Source organism: Desulfoluna sp. CLI2B (genome assembly GCF_056847375.1).
Map to the genome: position 1 here is coordinate 280,972 of NZ_CP186557.1, position 19,426 is coordinate 300,397.

The 19,426-nt window shown below is 60.3% G+C and carries 11 protein-coding genes; 3 read left to right on the top strand and 8 right to left on the bottom strand.

Features of this window, described 5'->3' with window-relative positions; translation table 11 throughout:
- Positions 1–76 precede the first annotated feature (76 nt).
- Together ACOYW2_RS01420 and ACOYW2_RS01425 are read right to left on the bottom strand one after the other, a co-directional pair.
- Complete coding sequence (locus ACOYW2_RS01420) at positions 77–673, bottom strand: pentapeptide repeat-containing protein (RefSeq protein ID WP_482769131.1); 597 nt, start codon at positions 671–673, stop codon at positions 77–79.
- Between the two features lie 176 nt (positions 674–849).
- Positions 850–2,175, bottom strand: a complete 1,326-nt coding sequence (locus ACOYW2_RS01425; protein ID WP_482769132.1) for an acetyl-CoA hydrolase/transferase family protein — start codon at positions 2,173–2,175, stop codon at positions 850–852.
- Positions 2,176–2,615: 440 nt separating this feature from the next.
- On the opposite strand from ACOYW2_RS01425, the gene ACOYW2_RS01430 reads away from it, so the two are divergent.
- Both ACOYW2_RS01430 and cooS read left to right on the top strand, forming a co-directional pair.
- A complete protein-coding gene (locus ACOYW2_RS01430; RefSeq protein WP_482414914.1) occupies positions 2,616–3,251 on the top strand; it encodes a Crp/Fnr family transcriptional regulator in 636 nt (211 codons plus the stop codon).
- Positions 3,252–3,397: 146 nt separating this feature from the next.
- Complete coding sequence (cooS, locus tag ACOYW2_RS01435) at positions 3,398–5,287, top strand: anaerobic carbon-monoxide dehydrogenase catalytic subunit (RefSeq protein WP_482769133.1); 1,890 nt, start codon at positions 3,398–3,400, stop codon at positions 5,285–5,287.
- Positions 5,288–6,131: 844 nt separating this feature from the next.
- On the opposite strand, the gene ACOYW2_RS01440 is transcribed toward cooS, so the two are convergent.
- From ACOYW2_RS01440 to ACOYW2_RS01465, 6 genes are all read right to left on the bottom strand, one after another.
- On the bottom strand, positions 6,132–6,596 hold the full coding sequence (locus ACOYW2_RS01440; RefSeq protein WP_482769134.1) for a DUF3124 domain-containing protein: 465 nt from the start codon (positions 6,594–6,596) through the stop codon (positions 6,132–6,134).
- A gap of 151 nt (positions 6,597–6,747) precedes the next feature.
- Complete coding sequence (locus ACOYW2_RS01445) at positions 6,748–7,989, bottom strand: hypothetical protein (protein WP_482769135.1); 1,242 nt, start codon at positions 7,987–7,989, stop codon at positions 6,748–6,750.
- Positions 7,990–8,582: 593 nt separating this feature from the next.
- Positions 8,583–11,204 (bottom strand): BadF/BadG/BcrA/BcrD ATPase family protein, encoded by a 2,622-nt coding sequence (locus tag ACOYW2_RS01450; protein ID WP_482769136.1) that lies wholly within the window; start codon positions 11,202–11,204, stop codon positions 8,583–8,585.
- Positions 11,205–11,631: 427 nt separating this feature from the next.
- A complete protein-coding gene (gene purM / locus ACOYW2_RS01455) occupies positions 11,632–12,672 on the bottom strand; it encodes a phosphoribosylformylglycinamidine cyclo-ligase (RefSeq protein WP_482769137.1) in 1,041 nt (346 codons plus the stop codon).
- A 268-nt stretch (positions 12,673–12,940) separates the two neighbouring features.
- Entirely contained in the window at positions 12,941–14,341 is a 1,401-nt protein-coding gene (purF, locus tag ACOYW2_RS01460) for an amidophosphoribosyltransferase (RefSeq protein WP_482769138.1), read from the bottom strand.
- Between the two features lie 24 nt (positions 14,342–14,365).
- On the bottom strand, positions 14,366–18,121 hold the full coding sequence (locus ACOYW2_RS01465) for a phosphoribosylformylglycinamidine synthase (RefSeq protein ID WP_482769139.1): 3,756 nt from the start codon (positions 18,119–18,121) through the stop codon (positions 14,366–14,368).
- 203 nt (positions 18,122–18,324) lie between these two features.
- Here ACOYW2_RS01465 and ACOYW2_RS01470 point away from each other — a divergent pair, with 203 nt between their 5' ends.
- The gene (locus tag ACOYW2_RS01470) at positions 18,325–19,212 is read left to right on the top strand and encodes a LysR family transcriptional regulator (protein WP_482414921.1); all 888 of its coding nucleotides are present in this window, start codon (positions 18,325–18,327) and stop codon (positions 19,210–19,212) included.
- Positions 19,213–19,426 lie beyond the last annotated feature (214 nt).

Here is a 19,426-nt window from a genome sequence, read left to right on the forward strand (position 1 = left end):
TCGCCATAGGGTTTCAAGGTGCCCCCACCTTGCTGCCGGAGGCCTGTGCCTGATTTTTCAAACCGTTTTATGTTGGTTATCCGAGAACGATGCCGAAGGGCTGGAGGAGCTGGAAGGCGTTGCCCCGGTCGAAGATGGCCCCTTTGAGGTTGTTGTGGCAGGGGTTGATGATGAAGCCTGCGGCGCCCCTGAAGTCGGCATCTTTGAAGGTGCAGCTGGAGAAGGTGGTGGCGCGGAACTGGACGTTGGTAAAATCGGTGTCCCTGAGGGTGCACTCGCGGAAGTTGGTCTCTTCGATGGTGCAGTCCGAAAAGGGGGTTTTCCTGAGGTCGAGGCCGGTGAAGGTGCAGGAGATGAGCCTGGTCTTGACATAGGCCAGGTTGATGCAGAAATCGTTGAGGGTGCTGAAGTTGATGCCCGCGATCTTGCATGCCTCGAACCGGACCCCGTCAAAGGTGGTGCGCAGCACCTCGGACATCATCAGGGAGGAGGAGTGGAAGGTGCAGTTTTCAAAGGTGGTGTTGGTGAGGGTGGTGTCTGAAAAGGTGCAATGCTCGAAGGCACACCCTTCGAAGACCTTGCCGGAGAGGTTGGCGCCCGTGGCGTCCACATGGGTGAAGGTTTCGTCGTAAAAGTCGTCCTGGTCGTAAATCATGGCGGTTTGGTGTGTCATCCCGTGGGGTTCCTGTGGTTGAGGCCGTCTTTGTGTCGGGCCCACGATACCACAAGGTGATTTTGTTTCCTATTGGGATTCACGACTTCACATGGGGACGCCCGCGGGCGACCGTTCCTTGAGGAAACGGCCGCCTGCAGGTTGGACGGGCAGGGTGTTCAAGTGCCTTCGCGACCCTATCCGATTCCCATGGCAGCTGCCTGGTTGGCGAGCTCGTCACGGAAGTCGGGGTGGGCGATGCTGATGAGGGCCTGGGCCCGCTCCACCGTGGACTTGCCCTTGAGCTGCACCATGCCGTACTCGGTGGCCACGTACTGGACCAGGGAGCGGGGCAGGGTGACAATGGAGCCCGGGGCCAGGGTGGGGTTGATGCGGGAGTGTACCTCTCCCTTGCTGTCGGTGTAGGTGGAGCTGATACCGATGATCCCCTTGCCGCCCTTGGAGCCGAAGGCGCCGAAGATGAAGTCGAGCTGTCCCCCGGTGCCCGAGACCTGGCGGGTGCCTGCGGATTCGGAGCAGACCTGGCTGAAGAGGTCGATGGCCACGGCATTGTTGACGGCCACCACCTTGGGGTTTAAGGCGACGATCTTGGGGTCGTTGATGTAGTGCACCGGATAGGAGGCGCAGGTGGGGTTGTTGTGGAGGAAGTCGTAGAGCTTCTGGGTGCCCATGGCAAAGGTGTAGGCCATCTTGTATTTGTCGATGACTTTCCTTGCCCCGGTGATCTTGCCGCACTCATAAAGATCCACACAGGAGTCCACCAGCATCTCGGTGTGAACCCCCAGGTCCTTGAGGTCGCTTTCCGCCAGCATGCTGCCGATGACGTTGGGCAGGGCGCCGATGCCCAGCTGGAGACAGGAGCCGTCTTCGATGACCTCCATGATGTGGGCTGCAATGGCCCGGTCGATGTCCGAGGCGTTGGCTCCGGGGACCTCCACGAGGGTGTCGGTGCGACCCTCCACCACGGCGTCCACGCGGCTGATGTGGATGGACTCCTGGTTGCCGCCCAGGCAGTTGGGCACGTTGGGGTTCACCTCCACCACCACGCGCCGGGCCTTATCCACGGCCGCGGAACTCATGGAGTTGGAGAGGCCGTAGTTGAAGTAGCCACGCTCGTCCATGGGACCTGTGGTGAGGACGACGATGTCGTAGTCCTGGTACTTCCGCATGATGCGGGGGCCCTGGTGATAGGTCAGGGGGATGTAGTTGCAGCGGCCCTGCTTGTGAAGTTTTCGGCTGACGCCTCCGAAGTGCCAGTCGTTGAGGATGAAGTGTTTGCCTTCGGGGTCCACCTCGGCCACTTTGGGCATCTGGGTGAAGCAGACGCTGTCCACGTTGACTCCGGTGACCCGGTCTTTCTGGGCGGCCAGGGCGGCATCGCACAATCTCGGGAAGAGGGTGAACTCCCCGTAAAAGATTCGGTCGCCCGATGTCACTCCCGCCATGGCTTCCGCAGCGCCGGCTTTTTTCAGTTCATATTCACGCTCTACTCGCTCGCTCATCTGGCCCTCCTTACTTGCGGTTCGGTGTGCCGGGAACAACGGTGTTCCCTTGAAAACCACGTGTCGCACCGAGAATAAAAATGATTACACCAGAAAACAGTCACAAATAAAGGAACCGTTATACACGCAAGGTGAGAGAAATTCAATATATTCGCAATGAATACACGCTGTTAATCTATAGTAACGCAATTCACACATAGAAATAGATTCCTCGGTATATGAAAGCGTTTTGTGAAAAATTACAGGTACGCAATCGCCACCAATTTTAACTTTTGCTGTTTTTTTCCGGGAAAGCCCGAAAAAGGGAATAAAGCGGGAACATCAAGTTGACAACCCGTTGGTCTTTTGTGGATAGTCAAAAGGTAACCCCGGATATTTCACGAGTCGAGTGCACCCATAGATCTACTGTTTTTCCCCTGGGATGAGGAGGTCGGACCGGCATGAAAATATCAACGATGAGTCTGCTTGAGGAGCTGGAACGCCCCGAGTATGCATCCATGAAAAAAGCCTTTCGAAGGCGGCGCTATGTGAAAAACGAGACCATCGCCTTTCCCGAGGACTCCCCCAACGAGGTGTTCGTGGTGGCTGAAGGGCGCCTGCGCGTGTTCAGGGCCTATGAGGAAAAGGAGTTCACCTTTGCGGTGCTGGAGGCCGGAGATATCTACAGCAGCCACACCGGCGCCCATGTGGTGGCCCTCACCGACGGGGCCCTTCTCGTCACGGACGTGGGGACCTTTCACCGGGAGATGATGCAGGCCCCGGCCGTGACCCAGGCCATGGTCCGGGTGCTGGGGGGCCTCTTGAAAAACGCCTTTCAGATCATCGACAGCCTCGTCTTCAGCGACAGCACCGCCCGCCTTGCCGCTTTTCTCCTCTCCGAAGCCCGAAACGAGCCAGAAGGGCCCGTGGTACGCCTTGCCGTGACCATCGAAGAGCTTGCCCTTCACCTGGGCATGTCCCGCCAGACAGCCTCCACCCTCCTTGCCGACATGGGCCGCTCCGGCATCATCCAAAAGCTGGGCCGCGGGGTCTACCGCATCGAAGACACCCCACGGCTTGAAGAGCTGGCCCGCTGATTCATTTTACTTCGGTGGGTTATGTCGGCTGGGCGACAGAAGCGGTGCCTGGACTCTGGTAAGGTGACGGTATAACCGTGGGGTGTCGCGGGCCTTGCCGGAAGGGTTCTGCGAGGCGTCGGCACCGGGAGATGAAGGAGGTCGGCATGGCAAAGGAAAAACGGACGGTGGAAGAGCTTTCCATGTGGGATGACGCCCGGGCGATGATCAAAAAAGCCCGGACCGAAGGCATTGAAACGGCATGGGAGCGCCTTGAACAGCAGACCCCCCATTGCAAATTCTGTGAGCTCGGCACCACGTGTCGAAACTGCACCATGGGGCCCTGCCGCATCAGCCCGAAAAAGGGCGGCAAGATGCAGCGGGGCGTGTGCGGCGCCGACGCAGATGTGGTGGTGGCCCGCAACTTCGGCCGGTTTATCGCCGGCGGGGCTGCGGGTCACTCCGACCACGGCCGGGACCTCATCGAGGTGCTGGCCGGGGTGGCCGAGGGCCAGTGCCCGGACTACGGGATCCGGGATCGGGACAAGCTCATTCGCATTGCCGGGGAGCTGGGCGTGGAGACAGAGGCTCGCCCGGACACGGAGATCGCCGGGGACCTCGCCGAGGTGCTCTTCGGGGATTTCGGCAGCCGAAAGGCCGAGGTGGCGTTTTTGCAGAGGGTGCCAGCGCGTCGGCGCGAGACCTGGAACAAGCTGGGCATGACCCCCCGGGGCGTGGACCGTGAGATCGCCGAGATGATGCACCGAACCCACATGGGCTGCGACAACGACGCCCCGAGCACCCTGATCCACGCGGCGCGCACGGCCCTTGCCGACGGATGGGCCGGGTCCATGATCGGCACCGAGCTTTCGGACATCATTTTCGGCACCCCCACGCCGTCTAAGTCCACGGCCAGCCTGGGGGTGCTCAAGAAAGACCAGGTCAACATCCTGGTTCACGGCCACAACCCTGTTGTCTCGGAGATGATCCTGGCCGCGGCCCGCCTGCCGGAGCTTGTGGACCGGGCCCGGGCAGCCGGGGCGTCCGGCATCAACGTCTGCGGCCTGTGCTGCACGGGCAACGAGCTGCTGATGCGCCAGGGGATTCCCATGGCCGGGAACCACCTCATGACCGAACTCTCCATTGTCACCGGCGCCGTGGAGGCCGTGGTGGTGGACTATCAGTGCATCATGCCCAGCATGGTCCAGATCTCCGGCTGCTACCACACCCGGTTCATCACCACCTCGGGCAAAGCGCGTTTTACCGGGGCCACCCATTTTGACATTCATCCGGAAAACGCCATGGAAAAGGCCACGGAGATCGTTGCCATGGCCGTGGATGCCTTTGCTGAGCGGGATGCCTCCAGGGTAGACATCCCCGACGAGCAGGTCCCCATCATGACCGGGTTCTCCAACGAGGCGATCCTGGCGGCCGTGGGCGGCACCCCCGACCCCCTCATCGAGGCCATGGAGCGAGGTGCCATCCGTGGCGTGGTGGGCATCGTGGGATGCAACAACCCCAAGTTCACCCAGGACGCCCTGAACGTGGGCCTTGCAAAGGCCCTTATTAAAAAGGACATCCTCGTGCTGGTGACGGGCTGCGTCACCACCGCCGCTGGCAAGGCCGGGCTCCTCGTGCCCGAGGGCATTGACATGGCCGGGCCCGGGCTCAAAGAGGTGTGCGGATCCCTGGGCATCCCCCCGGTGCTCCACATGGGCAGCTGCGTGGACAACGCCCGCATCCTCCAGCTCTGCGCCCTCCTTGCCGAAACCTGCGGCGTGGATATCTCCGATCTTCCCGTGGCCGCCTCCTCCCCGGAGTGGTACTCGGAAAAAGCCGCAGCCATCGGTCTCTACGCCGTGGCCTCAGGCATCGAGACCCACCTGGGCCACCCCCCCAATATCCTGGGCTCCGACACCGTGACACACCTCGCCACCGAAGGCCTCGAAGACCTTGTGGGCGCGCGGTTTATCATTGAAAAAGAACCGGAAGAGGCCGCTGAACGCCTGGACAGACGCATTACGGCCAAACGGGTGGGGCTGGGGTGGACGCCCTAAGTGAGACAAGGGCTCAGGGAGGAAAAAACAGCCTCCGGCGGCGAGGTGAGCCACCTCGAAAGCTGATTGCCCTTGCGTTTCGCCCTTCGTTCCTCAGGGCAAATCGCAAGGGCGTTCGCCGCGGGCTTCGCCCGCCACCAACGCTGGTGATTGTATGCGTATTGTCACCAGCGTTGGCCGGGTGAGGAAGCGGTGCCGTTACTTTTTTAGAAGGGGTTTCATCTGAATGCCTCCGGCGATTTGCCGGAGGCATTTTTTCGTTACGCTGCTGTGTGCTCGTTTCGCTCCCAGGCTCCGCCTGGGAGTGTCGGGCGCAAGGCTCTGCCTTGCCGGAGTATGAAATTAAACAGGTGGGGGGCTCACAGGCTTCGGTGGCATCAAAAGATGGAGGCAGAGCCTCCGGGGAGCATTCCCAGGCGGAGCCTGGGAACGAGGAGGCGGTGCCGTTGCTTTTCCAAAATCGGTTTTCATCTGAATGCCTCCGGCGATTTGCCGGGGGCATGTTTTCGTTACGCAGTTGTGTGTTCATTACTCTCGCTCCCAGGCTCCGCCTGGGAGTGTCGGGCGCAAGGCTCTGCCTTGCCGATGTATGAAATCAAACAGTGGGGGGCTCACAGGCTTCGGTGGCATCAAAAGATGGAGGCAGAGCCTCCGGGGAGCATTCCCAGGCGGAGCCTGGGAACGAGCAAGCGGTGCTATTGCTTTACCAGAATCGGCTTTTACGTTTCTTTACCATGAAGATTTCATCGCGCTTCATAAACACCCGCGCCACTGCCCAAGGGCGCAGCCCGTAAGCGAATGCGACACCCCGAGGAACGAGGGGTGGAGCATTCGCGAACCCGGGTTATTTTTCCCGGAGGACCTGGCCCCTTGAGGTAAAGGAGATGCCCTGCTGGGCCCGGGTGCTGATCATGATGGTCTCGATGAGGGCCGGGGTGATGGGGCTGTCTGCTTCCCAGGAGACGATGAAGCTGGCGCCTGAACCCCCGGTTTTGTCGGACTCCTTGAGGATGAAGCGGGTGGCGGCCAGGGGCGCGATGGTCTGGGGCTTTTTGATGTGGCGCCTGATGAGTTTACCTTTTGATCCGTAGTAGTCCACACGGCTGATGGTGATGGGGCTGTGGGGATCGGTGTTGCGGATGCTTAAGGTCACGGCCAGGTCAAAGGGCTTTCCCATGTTTCCGCTGTAGATGTGGGAGTAGACCGGAACATAGACGGTCTGCCCCTTGGACGCGGCATGGGCGAAGGGGACGGGCAGGGCGAGAAGGGCCACAAGGGTGAAAGCTGCCAGGGTGCGTAGGAATGTCATGTGTCGGTCCTCTCTATTGGCTGTTGATGCGTCAGTATACGGTCAGGCGCCCGAAGCCTCTATCTTTTTTTCTCATGGCCTCGTTTTTTCTTTACAAAAGGGGCTCATCATACAGCATTTTTCCTATCCCCTATCCCCTATCCCCTATCCCCTATCCCCTATCCCCTATCCCCTGATTCCCCTGCATCTCCTGCTTCAGGTAGCATTTCTGGGCAAAGGCAGCGATCTCCGCTTCCAGGTTGGGCAGCTCCGAATCCCCGAAGACCGCGTCCATGAAGGGGACGATGCGATCGGAAGGAGAGCCGGCGTGCATCCTGTGTTTTTGGGTGATGGACTGAATCTGGGAGGTGGCTGCTGTCTCCTGCATGCATCCGAAGGGGCCCACATGGTAGATGCCGCTGATGCGGGGCATCTCTCCCTTGGTGAAGAGGTAGGCCTCGCCGATGGAAATGGGGGATTCACCCTGGATGTGCCGGTCGTACACCAGGTCTTTCTGGATCTGGCTGAGGAGGTGCTCGGAGTCGTGGCTCTCCCTGCCTTTGAGAAAGTCCCGGAAGGGCGCGGTAAGTTTTTTGCCCCGGCTCTGCATGTAGCTCTTTTTGATCATGGACAGGACCAGGCGTTTCCAGTTGTAGGCTTTTTTGAACTCTTCGATGGCTGTTTTGTTGGTGTATCCCATCCACTGGCCCAGGGGGGAGAGCATCACCTCCAGCCCATATTTTTCCAAAAGCAGGATGGACTCCTGGTTGGCGTTTCGGTGGAGCCTGACAAAGATCTCTCCGTTGATAACCACCACGGGTTTTCTGGGGATACCCGGGTCGATGAGGCCCTGAAAGCCTTCCTGGGCACGGGCCATGAAGGCGAGATACTCCTTTGAACCCGCACGTCTGGCAACCATGGCGTAGAGCTCGTCGGTGAGGCTGTCGTAGAGGGCCTGGGTAGAGCCCACCTCTTTTTCGTAGGGCCGTGTCCGCAGCAGGGCGTTGCCCAGGATATCCAGGCAGGAGGTGCCCTTGAAGAGCCCGGCCGCCTGCCTCAGGATTTCCCAGTCGGAGACGGGCACGTTGGTGTAATCCTTTTCCGCATCCGGGCTCAGGATGTCCACGTTGCCCAGGCCGTTTTCCCTGAAGAGCTGCTTTAAGATGACGTGATACTGGCCGAATCGGCAGGGGCCCTGGGCCATGGGCTGGAAGACCACGGCTTCGGTGTTGGGGTTGATGCCCCGGTCCATGAGGCTGTAGAGCCAGGCCAGGCAGTCCCCCACCTGGTAGGCAAAGGGCATGCAGGTGTTGGTGCCCACCATCTTGCGGGCGATCTCCTGGGCCCTGCCGGTCTGGGTGGGCATAACCTCGGCGGTGAAACCCATGCTTCGGAAGGTGGCTGGCCAGCACATGGGAGTTGTCCCCCATGTAGGGGATGCCGACGCGTTTGTTTTTGAGGACCACCGGCCTTATTTTTCGCCGGAAGTCCGCCAGGCGAACGGGCTTGGGCCGATGGGTCTTCACCACCTCGTTGTTGGCCAGGGTGCGGGTGCCGAACTGGGCGTTGCTGGAGTGGCCGTCTGTCTGGAGGATCAGGTGGGGTTTCCCCGCTTTGTTCATGATGGCCTCCTCGTGGTAGAGGAGGATGGAGTCGGTGCCGCAGTTGAAGTTGGTGGCCCGCACCGGGTAGAGGTTCGGTCCAAGGGCGGTCTCCAGGGTGTACCGGATGATGGTTTTGCCCTGGACCCAGTACATGTTTTCGGCAATGTCGCTGATATCGAACTCCGGGGGCCTGGTAAAAAAGGCGGGCACAAAATGGAGGCCGTGGGAGGCGAAGAGTTCGTGGATACGGGATCCGGCCTTGTTGTCCAGCAGGGTGTAGCCCCGGCCGATGCCCATGAAGATGTTCTCCCCCTTGGCCGTGAGCCCTTCGATGATCTTTTCTCCCCGGCTGTAGATGTCAAAGAGGCACTCGGCCTCGGCCTTGCGGGCACTTTCCACAGCCTCAATACTCAGCCCAGGGCGAAGCGGGTGCCAGAGTTGGGGAGAGGTCCTCCCACACTGCCTTTTCCATGGGGTGGGCCGAATCGTCGAAGTGGAGCACCGGAAGCAGCACGTCCCCGTTGTCGATGCCCACGGCATCCTTGGCCAGGAATCCGTCTCCGGCCACATAGGGGCAGAAACGGTTTTTCTCCCACAGGGCGCCGATGGGGTCGCTGACTGGAGTGACTCCCTGCCTGACATGCTCTTTGAGAAAAGCGGCGTGGCCATGGGCCAGTTTCACCGGAAAGCAGGTCTCGGAGTGGGAATAGTGGATCCCTAAGTTTGTGATCCGGTCGTCGGACTCCGGGGAGAGGGCCACCTCAAAGCCCAGGTGATGATACAGGGCCGCGTAGAAGATTCCCTTTTCGTTGAGGAAGGTGAGGCTTCGGGGGATGAGGACCCGCTCTTTGTCCGACGGCGAGTCCAGGGGACTCGTAAAGCGGGTGAGGTGTCGGTTCATGATCTTCTTGTACTTGGCCACGTAGTCCGGCGCCTTGGCAGAGCCCGAGTCCGTGTTGCCCTTGGGGCATGCCCCGCCGGAGAGGACCCGGTCGTGGCCCACGGTGTAGACCTGGAGCTTGCAGTCTTTCAAGGAGCAGGAGTCGGAGATCAGGCGGCTGCAGAGGGCCTCCGAGGTGGTGAACTCGGTGTCGGCAAGGCCCAGGCCCCTGAATTTGCAGTCCGCAGGTATTCCCTTTTTGCGGCAGGTCTCCAAGGCTTGGTGGGCGGCGATGGCGGCCCCCAGGGCGCCGAAGAGCTGCCGGTGGGGAAAGGCGTGCACCTCCATGCCCGTGTGCAGGGAGAGGGCGGCAAGGCAGGCCGTGCCCTTGAAGGGACCGCCCTGGGCCGAGGCAAAGTCCCCGAAGGGCTCGTTGCCGATGAACTTGTTGACGTAGCCCCCCATGAACCCGTAGGCGATGGCCGCGGCCACCTCCTCCTTGGGAAATCCCAGGGCCACGAGACGGGCGATGCCGGCCTCGGTGAAGACGCCGCAGGTGTCGTCCACGATAGGGGTCCTCTCGGCCCTCAAGGCGTACTCATGGAAGCTCGTGCCGATATCCAGGCCGATCATCTCTACCATGTTCTGCATGGTCTGGCCGGTACCGGCCATGCAGCTTAAGTTCATGCGGGATTTTTTGACGGTACCGTCTGTGTTGAAGAGGGTGAACTTGGCGTCCTGGCCACCCAGCTCGAAGATGGTGTCCACCTTGTCGTTGAAGTGTTTTACCCCGTAGGCGTGGCAGGTGATCTCGTCCTTGACGATGTCCATGGACGCCTGCTCCGGGGTTTTCCCTGTGTCGGTGAAGAGCTTGTGGTAGAAGGCCCCGGACGAGCCCGTGTAGGCCACGGCCCGGATGGTGAGATCGTCTCCCAGGGTGTCCCGGATCTGCCGGAAGATCTCCTTGGCGGCCTGAAGGGGACGGCCGTTGGTGTTGAGGCAGATCTCGGCCACGATGGCAAGGGTTGAGGCGTCGGCCACAATGGCCTTGGTGGTGGTGGAGCCGCCGTCCATGCCCAGGATCACCTCCCGATGGGCAGGACCGCTTGTGTCGAACACGGAGAGATCTTTGATTTTGGTGGTGCGGGCGGGTTCATCGTAGATACGCACCTTGTCCAGGGCCGAGGAGAGGGCAGGGGCGGTCTTGACGGTGCTTTTTTCCGCCTGGGAAAGGGCGGTAAGGGCATCGCTGCGGAAAGTGGCCGGAACATGCCCGGCACAGATCACAGCCCCAATGGCACCTGCGCTGCGGAACAGCTCGGGGACTTCGATGGAGAGGTTCAACGTTTCGGAAAGGAGGTCCACCAGGTGGTGGTTGCCGAAGATCCCCCCGGTGACCACGGCCCGCTCGGCTTCGCCAAAGGCCCTTGTTTTGAGGACATCGGACCGGTAGTTCTTGACAATGCGGTCGCACAGGCCCTTCAGGATATTGGGAATCTCTTCCCCCCGGTTCTGGAGGTGGATCATGTCGGACTGGATCACCACCCCGCAACGGCCCCCCACGTCGATGTCCCGGGTGGCTGCCCCCAAGGCCCCTTCGGCTTTGCCGAAGATGGTCTCCAGTTGCTGCTGGAGAAGGGCCCGGTTGGTTTTGCGGTCGTCTCCCAGGCTGACGGGTACCTCCCCTTCAAAAAACCGGCGGCACTGCTTGGCCATGAGGATGCCGCTGCCCCCGCCGCACTTGGTGCCGGTGGCGTGATCCGGCACAAAGGCCCTGGAGCCGTTTGCCTCCTGGATGGTCTCACGCCTGAAATAGTAGGGGTCCTTGGCACCGATGTGGAAGATGTGGTCGGCCCATGGCGCAATGATCCCCACCCCTGCGGGGATGGTGAGGGTGTCGTAGAAAAAGGGGACCTTCAGGGCCTGGGCAAAGTACTCGCCGCCGCTTCCGGTAAAGGCCGTTGTGGCGATGTTCTCCTGGCCGTAGCGCGAGATGATCTCGTCAAATATCTCTTTGAGAGCGTCTGCGGGGTTGCCGAAGTGCATCAGGGCCTCCGGGGCGTACTCCACTTCCAACCGGGGCGTTAGAACAACCGAGTGCACAGAATCCGTACCGATGTCAAAACCGACAGCGTAGTGTTTCATGGCAAGTGGTCTTTCATGGGGTTGCGGTTATCTGTTGTGGGAAGGCACGCCATGCGCGGGCTGAGCCGCAGGGTTTTCATGGAAAAAAGGCAGGGTGCGGGGCGCTTTGGCGCTGGCGAGCGGCAACGCGTTTCAGAAACGTTCGGGTGTGGTGACAGTCACCCCGGGAAACGGTACGCTCAATGATACCAAAATACCGAAGATAATGAAGAAAAAATTCAATGGGTATCTTGGGAGAAAAAGTGGTTGGGAAGGCGTATCGCCGCAGATGGCGGGGGGTGGCATGGTGAAAAAAGGTGGTTCGGGTGCGAGGGGATGGAGGGTTCCATTCTGTTGTTCTGTGGCAAAGAGGTCCACTTTGTTACCGGTTTTGCCACTGTTTTGTTTGCCTCCGGCAGGGCCGCCGGAGGCAAGCTGAACCGTTTTTTTACTTGATGTACCGGACCCCTTCGCCCTGGGTGACGGTGCCGATGCGGTAGGCTTTTTCGCCCATGGCATCGATGGTGGCCATGACGGCGTCGGCCTCTTTCGGGTCCACAGCGAGGATAAAACCGATGCCCATGTTAAAGGTCTTGAACATCTCGGCTTCGTCGATGTTGCCTTTTTCCTGGATCAGGGGGAAGAGGGGATGCATCTCCCAGCTGCCCATGGTGATATCGGCACCAAGGCCCTCGGGCAGAACCCGGGGGATGTTTTCGGTAAAGCCCCCGCCGGTGACGTGGACCATGCCGTTGACCGGGTGGTTGGCAAGGATCTCCAGGATCTCTTTGACGTAGATCTTGGTGGGGGCGATGAGGGCCTCGCCCAGGGTCATGCCCAGCTCGTCCACCTGGTCGCTCACCTTCATCTCCAGCACGTCGAAGAAGAGCTTTCTCACCAGGGAGTAGCCGTTGGAGTGGATGCCCGAAGAGGGCAGGCCGATGAGGATGTCTCCCTCCTTGATCTTGCTGCCGTCGATGATCTTCTCTTTTTCCACGATGCCCACGGTAAAGCCCGCGATGTCGTACTCGTCGTCGGTGTAGAAACCGGGCATCTCCGCTGTCTCGCCGCCGATGAGGGAGGCCCCGGACTGCTTGCAGCCCTCGGCAATGCCCTTGACGATGTCGGCCACCTTGTCGGAGCTGATGCGGCCCGTTGCAATGTAGTCGAGGAAGAAGAGGGGCTTGGCGCCCTGGACGAGGATGTCGTTGACGCACATGGCCACCAGGTCGATGCCGGCGGAATCGTGGACGTCCGTGAGAAAGGCGATCTTCAGCTTGGTGCCCACCCCGTCGGTGCCGGAGACCAGAACCGGCTTTTTGTAGCCTTCCAGATCCAGCTCAAAAAGCCCGCCGAAACCGCCCAGGCCACCCAGGACACCCTTGGTGAAGGTCTCCTGCACATAGGCTTTCATCTTCTCAACGGCGGCTGCGCCCTCTTCAATATCCACGCCTGCGTCGGCATACGTCAGTTTCGTCTTCTCGCTCATATCTTTATCCTCAATATTAGGATGGAATTCTTTAGGGTAAAAAAAACAGCCTCCCGGCGGCCAGGGGATGATCCCCTACTGATATGCGATGCTCACAACCCTCGTTCCTCGGGTTGTTCACATTCGCTGACGGGCTGCGCCCGTAAATAACGGCTCTGGTTGTTTCATTTTCTTCTGCACCCATGATGATGCCGGCAAAATCCACGGGCGAAGCCCGTAAGCAAATGTGACGGCCGAGGAACGAGGCCAGGAGCATTTGCGAATCAGGCTATTCGAACATGAGTTTGTTGACCTCTTCGGGGACGTCCATGGGGTAGTCGCCGTCAAAGCAGGCAGTGCACATGTCGCAGTTGGTCTTGCCCACAGACTCAAGAAGGCCTTTTACGCTGATGTAGCCCAGGGAGTCGGCGCCGATGAGTTCGCGTACCTCTTCGTCGCTCTTGGAGGAGCCCACGAGTTGCTGGCGGTTGGGGGTGTCGATGCCGAAGAAGCAGGGGAATTTCACCGAGGCGGAGCTGACCCGCATGTGGACTTCTCTGGCCCCTGCCTTTCTTAAGGCGTCCACGATCTTGCGGCTGGTGGTGCCGCGGACGATGGAGTCGTCCACCACCACGACCCGTTTGCCTTTGACGTTCTCTTTGAGGACGTTGAGCTTGAGGCGGACGGCCAGCTCCCGGGACTCCTGGTCGGGCTGGATAAAGGTGCGGCCGATGTACTTGTTCTTGATGAGGCCGATGCCGTAGGGGATGCCGGACTCCTGTCCGAAGCCGATGGCCGCGTCAATGCCGGAGTCGGGAACGGCGATGACGATGTCGGCGTCCACGGGGTGCTCCTGGGCCAGGGTTTTACCGGCGCTGCGGCGGGAGCTGGAGACGCTGACCCCGTCGATGACGCTGTCGGGGCGGGCAAAGTAGACGTATTCGAAGATGCAGTGGGCCACACGCTGGCTGTCGTCGTAGATGACGGACTCCATGCCGTTTTCATCGATGATGACCATCTCGCCGTTTTTCACGTCCCGCACGAGCTCGGCGCCCACCACGTCCAGGGCGCAGCTCTCGGAGGAGAGGACCAGGCCGCCGTCGGGGAGCTTGCCGATGCACAAGGGACGCAGGCCGTTGGGGTCCCGCACGCCGATGAGCTTGCCCTCGCAGACGATGACCAGGGCAAAGGCTCCCTTGATCTCCCGGACGGTCTTGAGGATGGCGTCCTTAAAGCCCAGGGAGTAGTTCTTGGCAATGAGGTTGGCGATGACCTCTGTGTCGATGGAGGTCTGGAAGATGGAGCCTGAGAGTTCCAGTTCGTCCCGGATCTTGTCGGCGTTCACCAGGTTGCCGTTGTGGGTCAGGGCGATGCTGCCCCCCCGGTAGTTGATGACCAGGGGCTGGGCGTTGGAGACATGGGACTCCCCTGTGGTGGAGTAGCGCACGTGGCCCACGCTGATGGTGCCCTTGAGGGTTTCCAGGATGTCGTTGTTGAAGACGTCCTGGACCAGGCCCATCTCTTTGTAGTGGCGGACCTTGCCCTCGTCGTAGGCGGCGATACCCGCACTCTCCTGGCCGCGGTGCTGCAGGGAGATGAGTCCGAAGGCGACCCGGCGTGAAAGGTTTCGGCTAGTCTTGGAGAAGATACCCAGGACACCGCATTCGTCTTTAAACTTGTCGCAATTCATTGTGAATCCTTTGATCATGCCTGTTTACTGGAAGTACCTTACCCCAGACTCAAAAATCTTCATATCGGTTTTGCCGTAAATGTTACCGGCCACATGGTTTCCGATGCGTTCGCTGTGTCCCATTTTGCCCAGGATGCGTCCGTCGGCGCTGGTGATGCCCTCAATGGCGTAGATGGATCCGTTGGGGTTGAAGCTGCCGTCGTAGGTGGCGTTGCCTGTTTCGTCCACGTACTGGGTGGCGATCTGTCCCCCCTTGATGAGCCCGTCAAGGACCTCCTGATTGGCAAAGAATCGCCCTTCGCCGTGGGAGAGGGGAGACTCAAAGATCTCACCCACCTCGGTGCCCGCAAGCCAGGGCGAGAGGTTGGAGGCCACGCGGGTCTTGGCGTAGCGGGCCACGTGGCGGCCGATCTTGTTGTAGGTGAGGGTGGGGGCTGTCTCCGAGAGGGTGCGGATCTCGCCAAAGGGCAGGAGGCCCAGTTTCACCAGGGCCTGGAAGCCGTTGCAGATGCCGAGCATGAGACCGTCCCGATCGTTCAGGAGGCCGTGGACAGCGTCTTTCACCTGCTCGTTTTTGAAAATGGAGGCGATGAATTTGCCGGAGCCTTCGGGCTCGTCCCCTGCGGAGAACCCGCCGGGCAGGGCGATGATCTGGGCCCCTTTGATCTTGCCGGCCAGGGTGGCGATGGACTCTTCCACCCAGGCGGCGGTGAGGTTCTTGAAGACCACCACCTCGGCGTCGGCACCGGCGCGTTCAAAGGCGCGCTGGGTGTCGAGTTCGCAGTTGGTGCCGGGAAAGGCGGGGATGATCACCTTGGGGCGTGCAACCCGGGTGTTGGCCACATGGACGGTTTTAGCCGTGTGACTTAAGGTTTCGATGGGACCGTGGTGGTCCTCCTTGATGTCGAAGATATCGTTCAAGGGTGCTTCCCACGCGGTGATGAGATCGTCCAGGGCGAGGGTCATCTCGCCGTGGGAGATGGTCGGCTCGCCGGTGACCATCCCAAGATCGACATAGGCCGAAGTGAAAAGTTCTGCAAGCTCTTTTTCGGAGCTGACCTCCAGGACAAGGGAACCGATAGCCTCTTCGGTGAGGATCTCCCGGGTGACCTCGGGGGTGATCTCCATGCCCAGGGTGTTGCCGAAGCACATCTTGGCGATGGCGGCCACGGCCCCGCCCTTGCTGACGGTGTGGGCGCTGATGATGTGCCCTTCATCCATGAGCCTGGTGATGCGGTCGTATTTTTCCTTGAGGTCGTCAAAGTCGATGACGTCGGCTTCGTTCCGGTTGGCCCGGACCATCACCACGCGGGAGCCTTCCCGCTTGAATTCGGGGGTGATGAGCTGGTTCAGGTCCGTTGCGGCCACGGCAAAGGAGATGAGGGTGGGGGGCACGTCCAGGTCTTTAAAGGAGCCGCTCATGGAGTCCTTGCCGCCGATGGCGCCGATCTTGAACTCCTTCTGGGCGCGGTAGGCGCCCAAGAGGGCGGCAAAGGGTTTGCCCCAGCGTATGGCCTCGCCTCGCAGTTTTTCAAAGTACTCCTGGAGGGAGAGGTAGATGTTGCGGTAGTCGCCGCCCATGGCAACGACCTTGGCCACGCTCTCCACCACGGCGTAGAGGCCGCCGTGGAAGGGGGACCAGATGGCCATCTCCGGGTTGTAGCCGTGGGCCATGAGAGTACCGGTGCTGGTGTCGCCGTGCTCTACTGGAATCTTGGCGGCCATGCCCTCGGTGGGGGTGCGGTAGGTCTTGCCGCCGTGGGGCATGAGGGCCGAGCCCGCCCCGATGGTGCTGTCGAAGAGCTCCACCAGGCCCTTCTGGCTGGCCACGTTGAGGTCCGACAGGGTTTCCATCCAGAGGGCGGCGTCATCACCGCTTTTGTTGCTTTCAAAGACGCTGGCGTCTGCTTCCGGGGATTCCACCTCGATCTTGGTGGACTGGCTCACGCCGTTGGTGTCCAGGAAGGCCCGGGAGACGTCGATGATCCAGTTGCCACGCCACTGGATGCGCAGGCGGCCGGTGTCGGTGATGTCGGCGATGGCCGTGGCTTCCAGGTTTTCGTCCCCTGCCAGGCGGATGAACTCTTCGGCGTTTTCGCGCCTCACCACAACGGCCATGCGCTCCTGGGATTCGGAGATGGCCAGCTCGGTGCCGTCCAGGCCGTCGTATTTCTTGGGAACCCGGTCCAGGTAGATGTCGATGCTGTCGGCAAGCTCACCAACGGCAACGGAGACGCCGCCGGCGCCGAAGTCGTTGCAGCGGATGATCATTTTGGAGACGGTCTCGTTTCGGAAGAGGCGCTGGATTTTTCGCTCCTCAGGGGCGTTGCCCTTCTGGACCTCGGCCCCGCAGGTGGCCAGGGACTCTTCGGTGTGCTCCTTGCTGGAGCCGGTGGCTCCGCCGCAGCCGTCACGGCCGGTTCTGCCGCCCACCAGGATGACGATGTCGCCGGGTTCCGGCACCTCGCGGATTACCTGATCCTTGGGGGTGGCGGCGATGACGGCCCCCACTTCCATGCGCTTGGCCACGAAGCGGTCGTTGTAGTACTCCTTGACAAAGCCGGTGGTGACGCCGATCTGGTTGCCGTAGGAGCTGTAGCCGTGGGCGGCCCGCTTGCAGATGGTGCGCTGGGGGAGCTTGCCGGGGAGGGTCTCTTCAAAGGGCGTTCGGGGGTCGGCGGCCCCGGTGATGCGCATGGCCTGGTAGACGTAGGATCGGCCTGAGAGGGGATCCCGGATGGCGCCGCCCAGGCAGGTGGCGGCCCCGCCAAAGGGCTCGATCTCCGTGGGGTGGTTGTGGGTCTCGTTCTTGAACATCACGAGGTAGGGGACCTTCTCCTCGGAGCCGTCCACGTCCACATCCACGTTGATGCTGCAGGCGTTGATCTCCTCGCTGACATCGATGTCCTTGAGGTAGCCGTCGTTTTTCAGGGATTTTGCGGCGATGCAGGCCAGGTCCATGAGGCACTCGGGCTTTTTGGCCCCGCAGGCGGCCCGGTCTGCCCGGTAGAGGTCGTAGGCTTTCTGGATCTCCTCGGCGTATTTCCCCTCCCGGATCTTCACCTCTTCGATCTCCGTCATGAAGGTGGTGTGGCGGCAGTGATCCGACCAGTAGGTGTCGATGGCCTTCATCTCGGTGATGGTGGGGTTTCGTTTTTCGGTCCCTTTGAAGTAGGCCTGGCAGGAGAGGATGTCCCCCATGCTCATGGCAAAGCCTTCGGCATCTTTAAAGGAGGCCAGCTCGGCTTCGGAAAACTCGGTGAAACCCTCAAACACGGCCACGTCCTCGGGGACCACCGCGTCCATCTCAATGGTTTCGGGCAGCTCCAGGTCCAGCTCGCAGGACTCCACCACGTTGATCATGTGGGTCTTGATCTTGGCCTTGTCCGCATCGGAGAGGCTGCCGTTGACGGCAATGACCTTGGAGGCCCGGATCAGGGGGCGCTCTCCTGCGGTTAAGAGCTGCACGCACTGCATGGCGGAGTCTGCACGCTGGTCGAACTGGCCGGGGAGCAGGCCCATGCGGAAGACAAAATCACACCCCGTGAACCGGGAGGGGTCCTCATACACCTCATCGATGTTGGGCTCGCTGAAGACATTGGCCTTGGCCAGGTCGAAGGTGGCGTCGTCAAAGCCCGTGCACTCATAGCAGTTGATGATGCGCACATGGGAGACCCCGTCGATGTTCAGGTTGTGGGTGAGGTCCGAAAGCAGGTGGTCGGCCTCGACCTTGAAGTTATCTCTCTTTTCAACAAAGACCCGTCTGATTCTGTTTGGCATGGAAAGACCCCTGAATAATGTATGTGTTTCTCGTTCACGGTTCCGCCGGATCCCGGGGGACCGTGAACCGGTATCGCCTCAATGTGGGGCGGGCCCTGGGGGCTCGCTTCCTGATGACACCCTTGACTTACCATAGGTGGTTTTATAAATGTAATTAATAATTGTAACGTCAATAATAGTCTTGGCTAATATAAGGATGGGTTGTGAACGTTAATTTTGAATTGTACAAGGTCTTTTACCATGCGGCCAGGCTCCTGAGCTTCACCCGGGCGGCCGAGGCCCTTTTTGTGACCCAGAGCTCTGTTTCCCAGTCCATCAAACAGCTGGAGACCCAGCTGGGGGCCCTTCTTTTTATTCGCAACCGGCGGAACATGCAGCTTACCAAGGAAGGGGAGATGCTCTTTTTCCACATCTCCGAGGCCTTTGACCTGATCAAGGCCGGGGAGAGAAACATCGAAAACACAAAGGCCCTGGGCTACGGCGAGGTGACCATCGGGGCCAGCGACACCATCTGCCGCTACTTTCTCCTGGATTACATCAAGCGCTTCCACGAGGACTACCCCAACATCCGAATCAGCATCACCAACCAGCCCTCCATGCAGACCCTGGAAGAGATCGCCGGGGGCAAGATGGACTTCGGGGTGGTGAACCTGCCGGAATCCATGGCCGTCAAGGGGGTGAACATCACGGAGATCAAGGGGTTTCAGGAGGTGGCCATTGCAACGGATGCCTATGCCCAGAGGCTTCCGGCCCGTCCTTCCATCAAGGACCTCAAGGACGTGCCCTTGATTACGCTCACCTCCAACACCAACACCCGCAGGTACCTGGACGCCTTTTTTCGGGCACAGAAAGCGGTGCTGACCCCTGAGTTCGAGCTGGAGAGCATCGATCTTATCGTGGACTTTGTCCGCATCGGCCTTGGCGTGGGGTTTGTCATGGCCGACGCCATCCCCGAGGGCGACCCCATGGTGCGCGTCCTGGACCTCAAGGAGACCCTTCCCTCCCGTTCCATCGGTATCGTCACCAACAGGAACAGCCCCCTGAGCATCCCCACCGAGCATTTTATGAAGGTCCTGATCAAGGGCCGCTAAAGAAGGTTCCGGCTGTCGTGACTTGTCTTTTTAGCGATAAATGAGGCAACCAAGTTCTGAAAAAGGTACTTTTCTTATTCCTGCCCTTTGGCGGTGCTTCAAGGGCCTGCTGTGTACAGGTCCTATTTTTCAGGGACATCGCGTTTTGGTTTTCGGCGAAACACCGAGGCGCCTTCTGTATCGCCATTCTGGGTTTGTTTGCTGCTTTCCTGCG

What these genes read in the sequence shown, in the direction of transcription:
- ACOYW2_RS01450 (WP_482769136.1), bottom strand. Translation starts at nt 11,204, where the DNA reads ATGAAACACTACGCTGTCGGTTTTGACATCGGTACGGATTCTGTGCAC.
- ACOYW2_RS01465 (WP_482769139.1), bottom strand. Translation starts at nt 18,121, where the DNA reads ATGCCAAACAGAATCAGACGGGTCTTTGTTGAAAAGAGAGATAACTTC.
- ACOYW2_RS01430 (WP_482414914.1), top strand. Translation starts at nt 2,616, where the DNA reads ATGAAAATATCAACGATGAGTCTGCTTGAGGAGCTGGAACGCCCCGAG.
- purF (WP_482769138.1), bottom strand. Translation starts at nt 14,341, where the DNA reads ATGAATTGCGACAAGTTTAAAGACGAATGCGGTGTCCTGGGTATCTTC.
- ACOYW2_RS01425 (WP_482769132.1), bottom strand. Translation starts at nt 2,175, where the DNA reads ATGAGCGAGCGAGTAGAGCGTGAATATGAACTGAAAAAAGCCGGCGCT.
- cooS (WP_482769133.1), top strand. Translation starts at nt 3,398, where the DNA reads ATGGCAAAGGAAAAACGGACGGTGGAAGAGCTTTCCATGTGGGATGAC.
- ACOYW2_RS01440 (WP_482769134.1), bottom strand. Translation starts at nt 6,596, where the DNA reads ATGACATTCCTACGCACCCTGGCAGCTTTCACCCTTGTGGCCCTTCTC.
- ACOYW2_RS01445 (WP_482769135.1), bottom strand. Translation starts at nt 7,989, where the DNA reads ATGTGCTGGCCAGCCACCTTCCGAAGCATGGGTTTCACCGCCGAGGTT.
- ACOYW2_RS01420 (WP_482769131.1), bottom strand. Translation starts at nt 673, where the DNA reads ATGACACACCAAACCGCCATGATTTACGACCAGGACGACTTTTACGAC.
- purM (WP_482769137.1), bottom strand. Translation starts at nt 12,672, where the DNA reads ATGAGCGAGAAGACGAAACTGACGTATGCCGACGCAGGCGTGGATATT.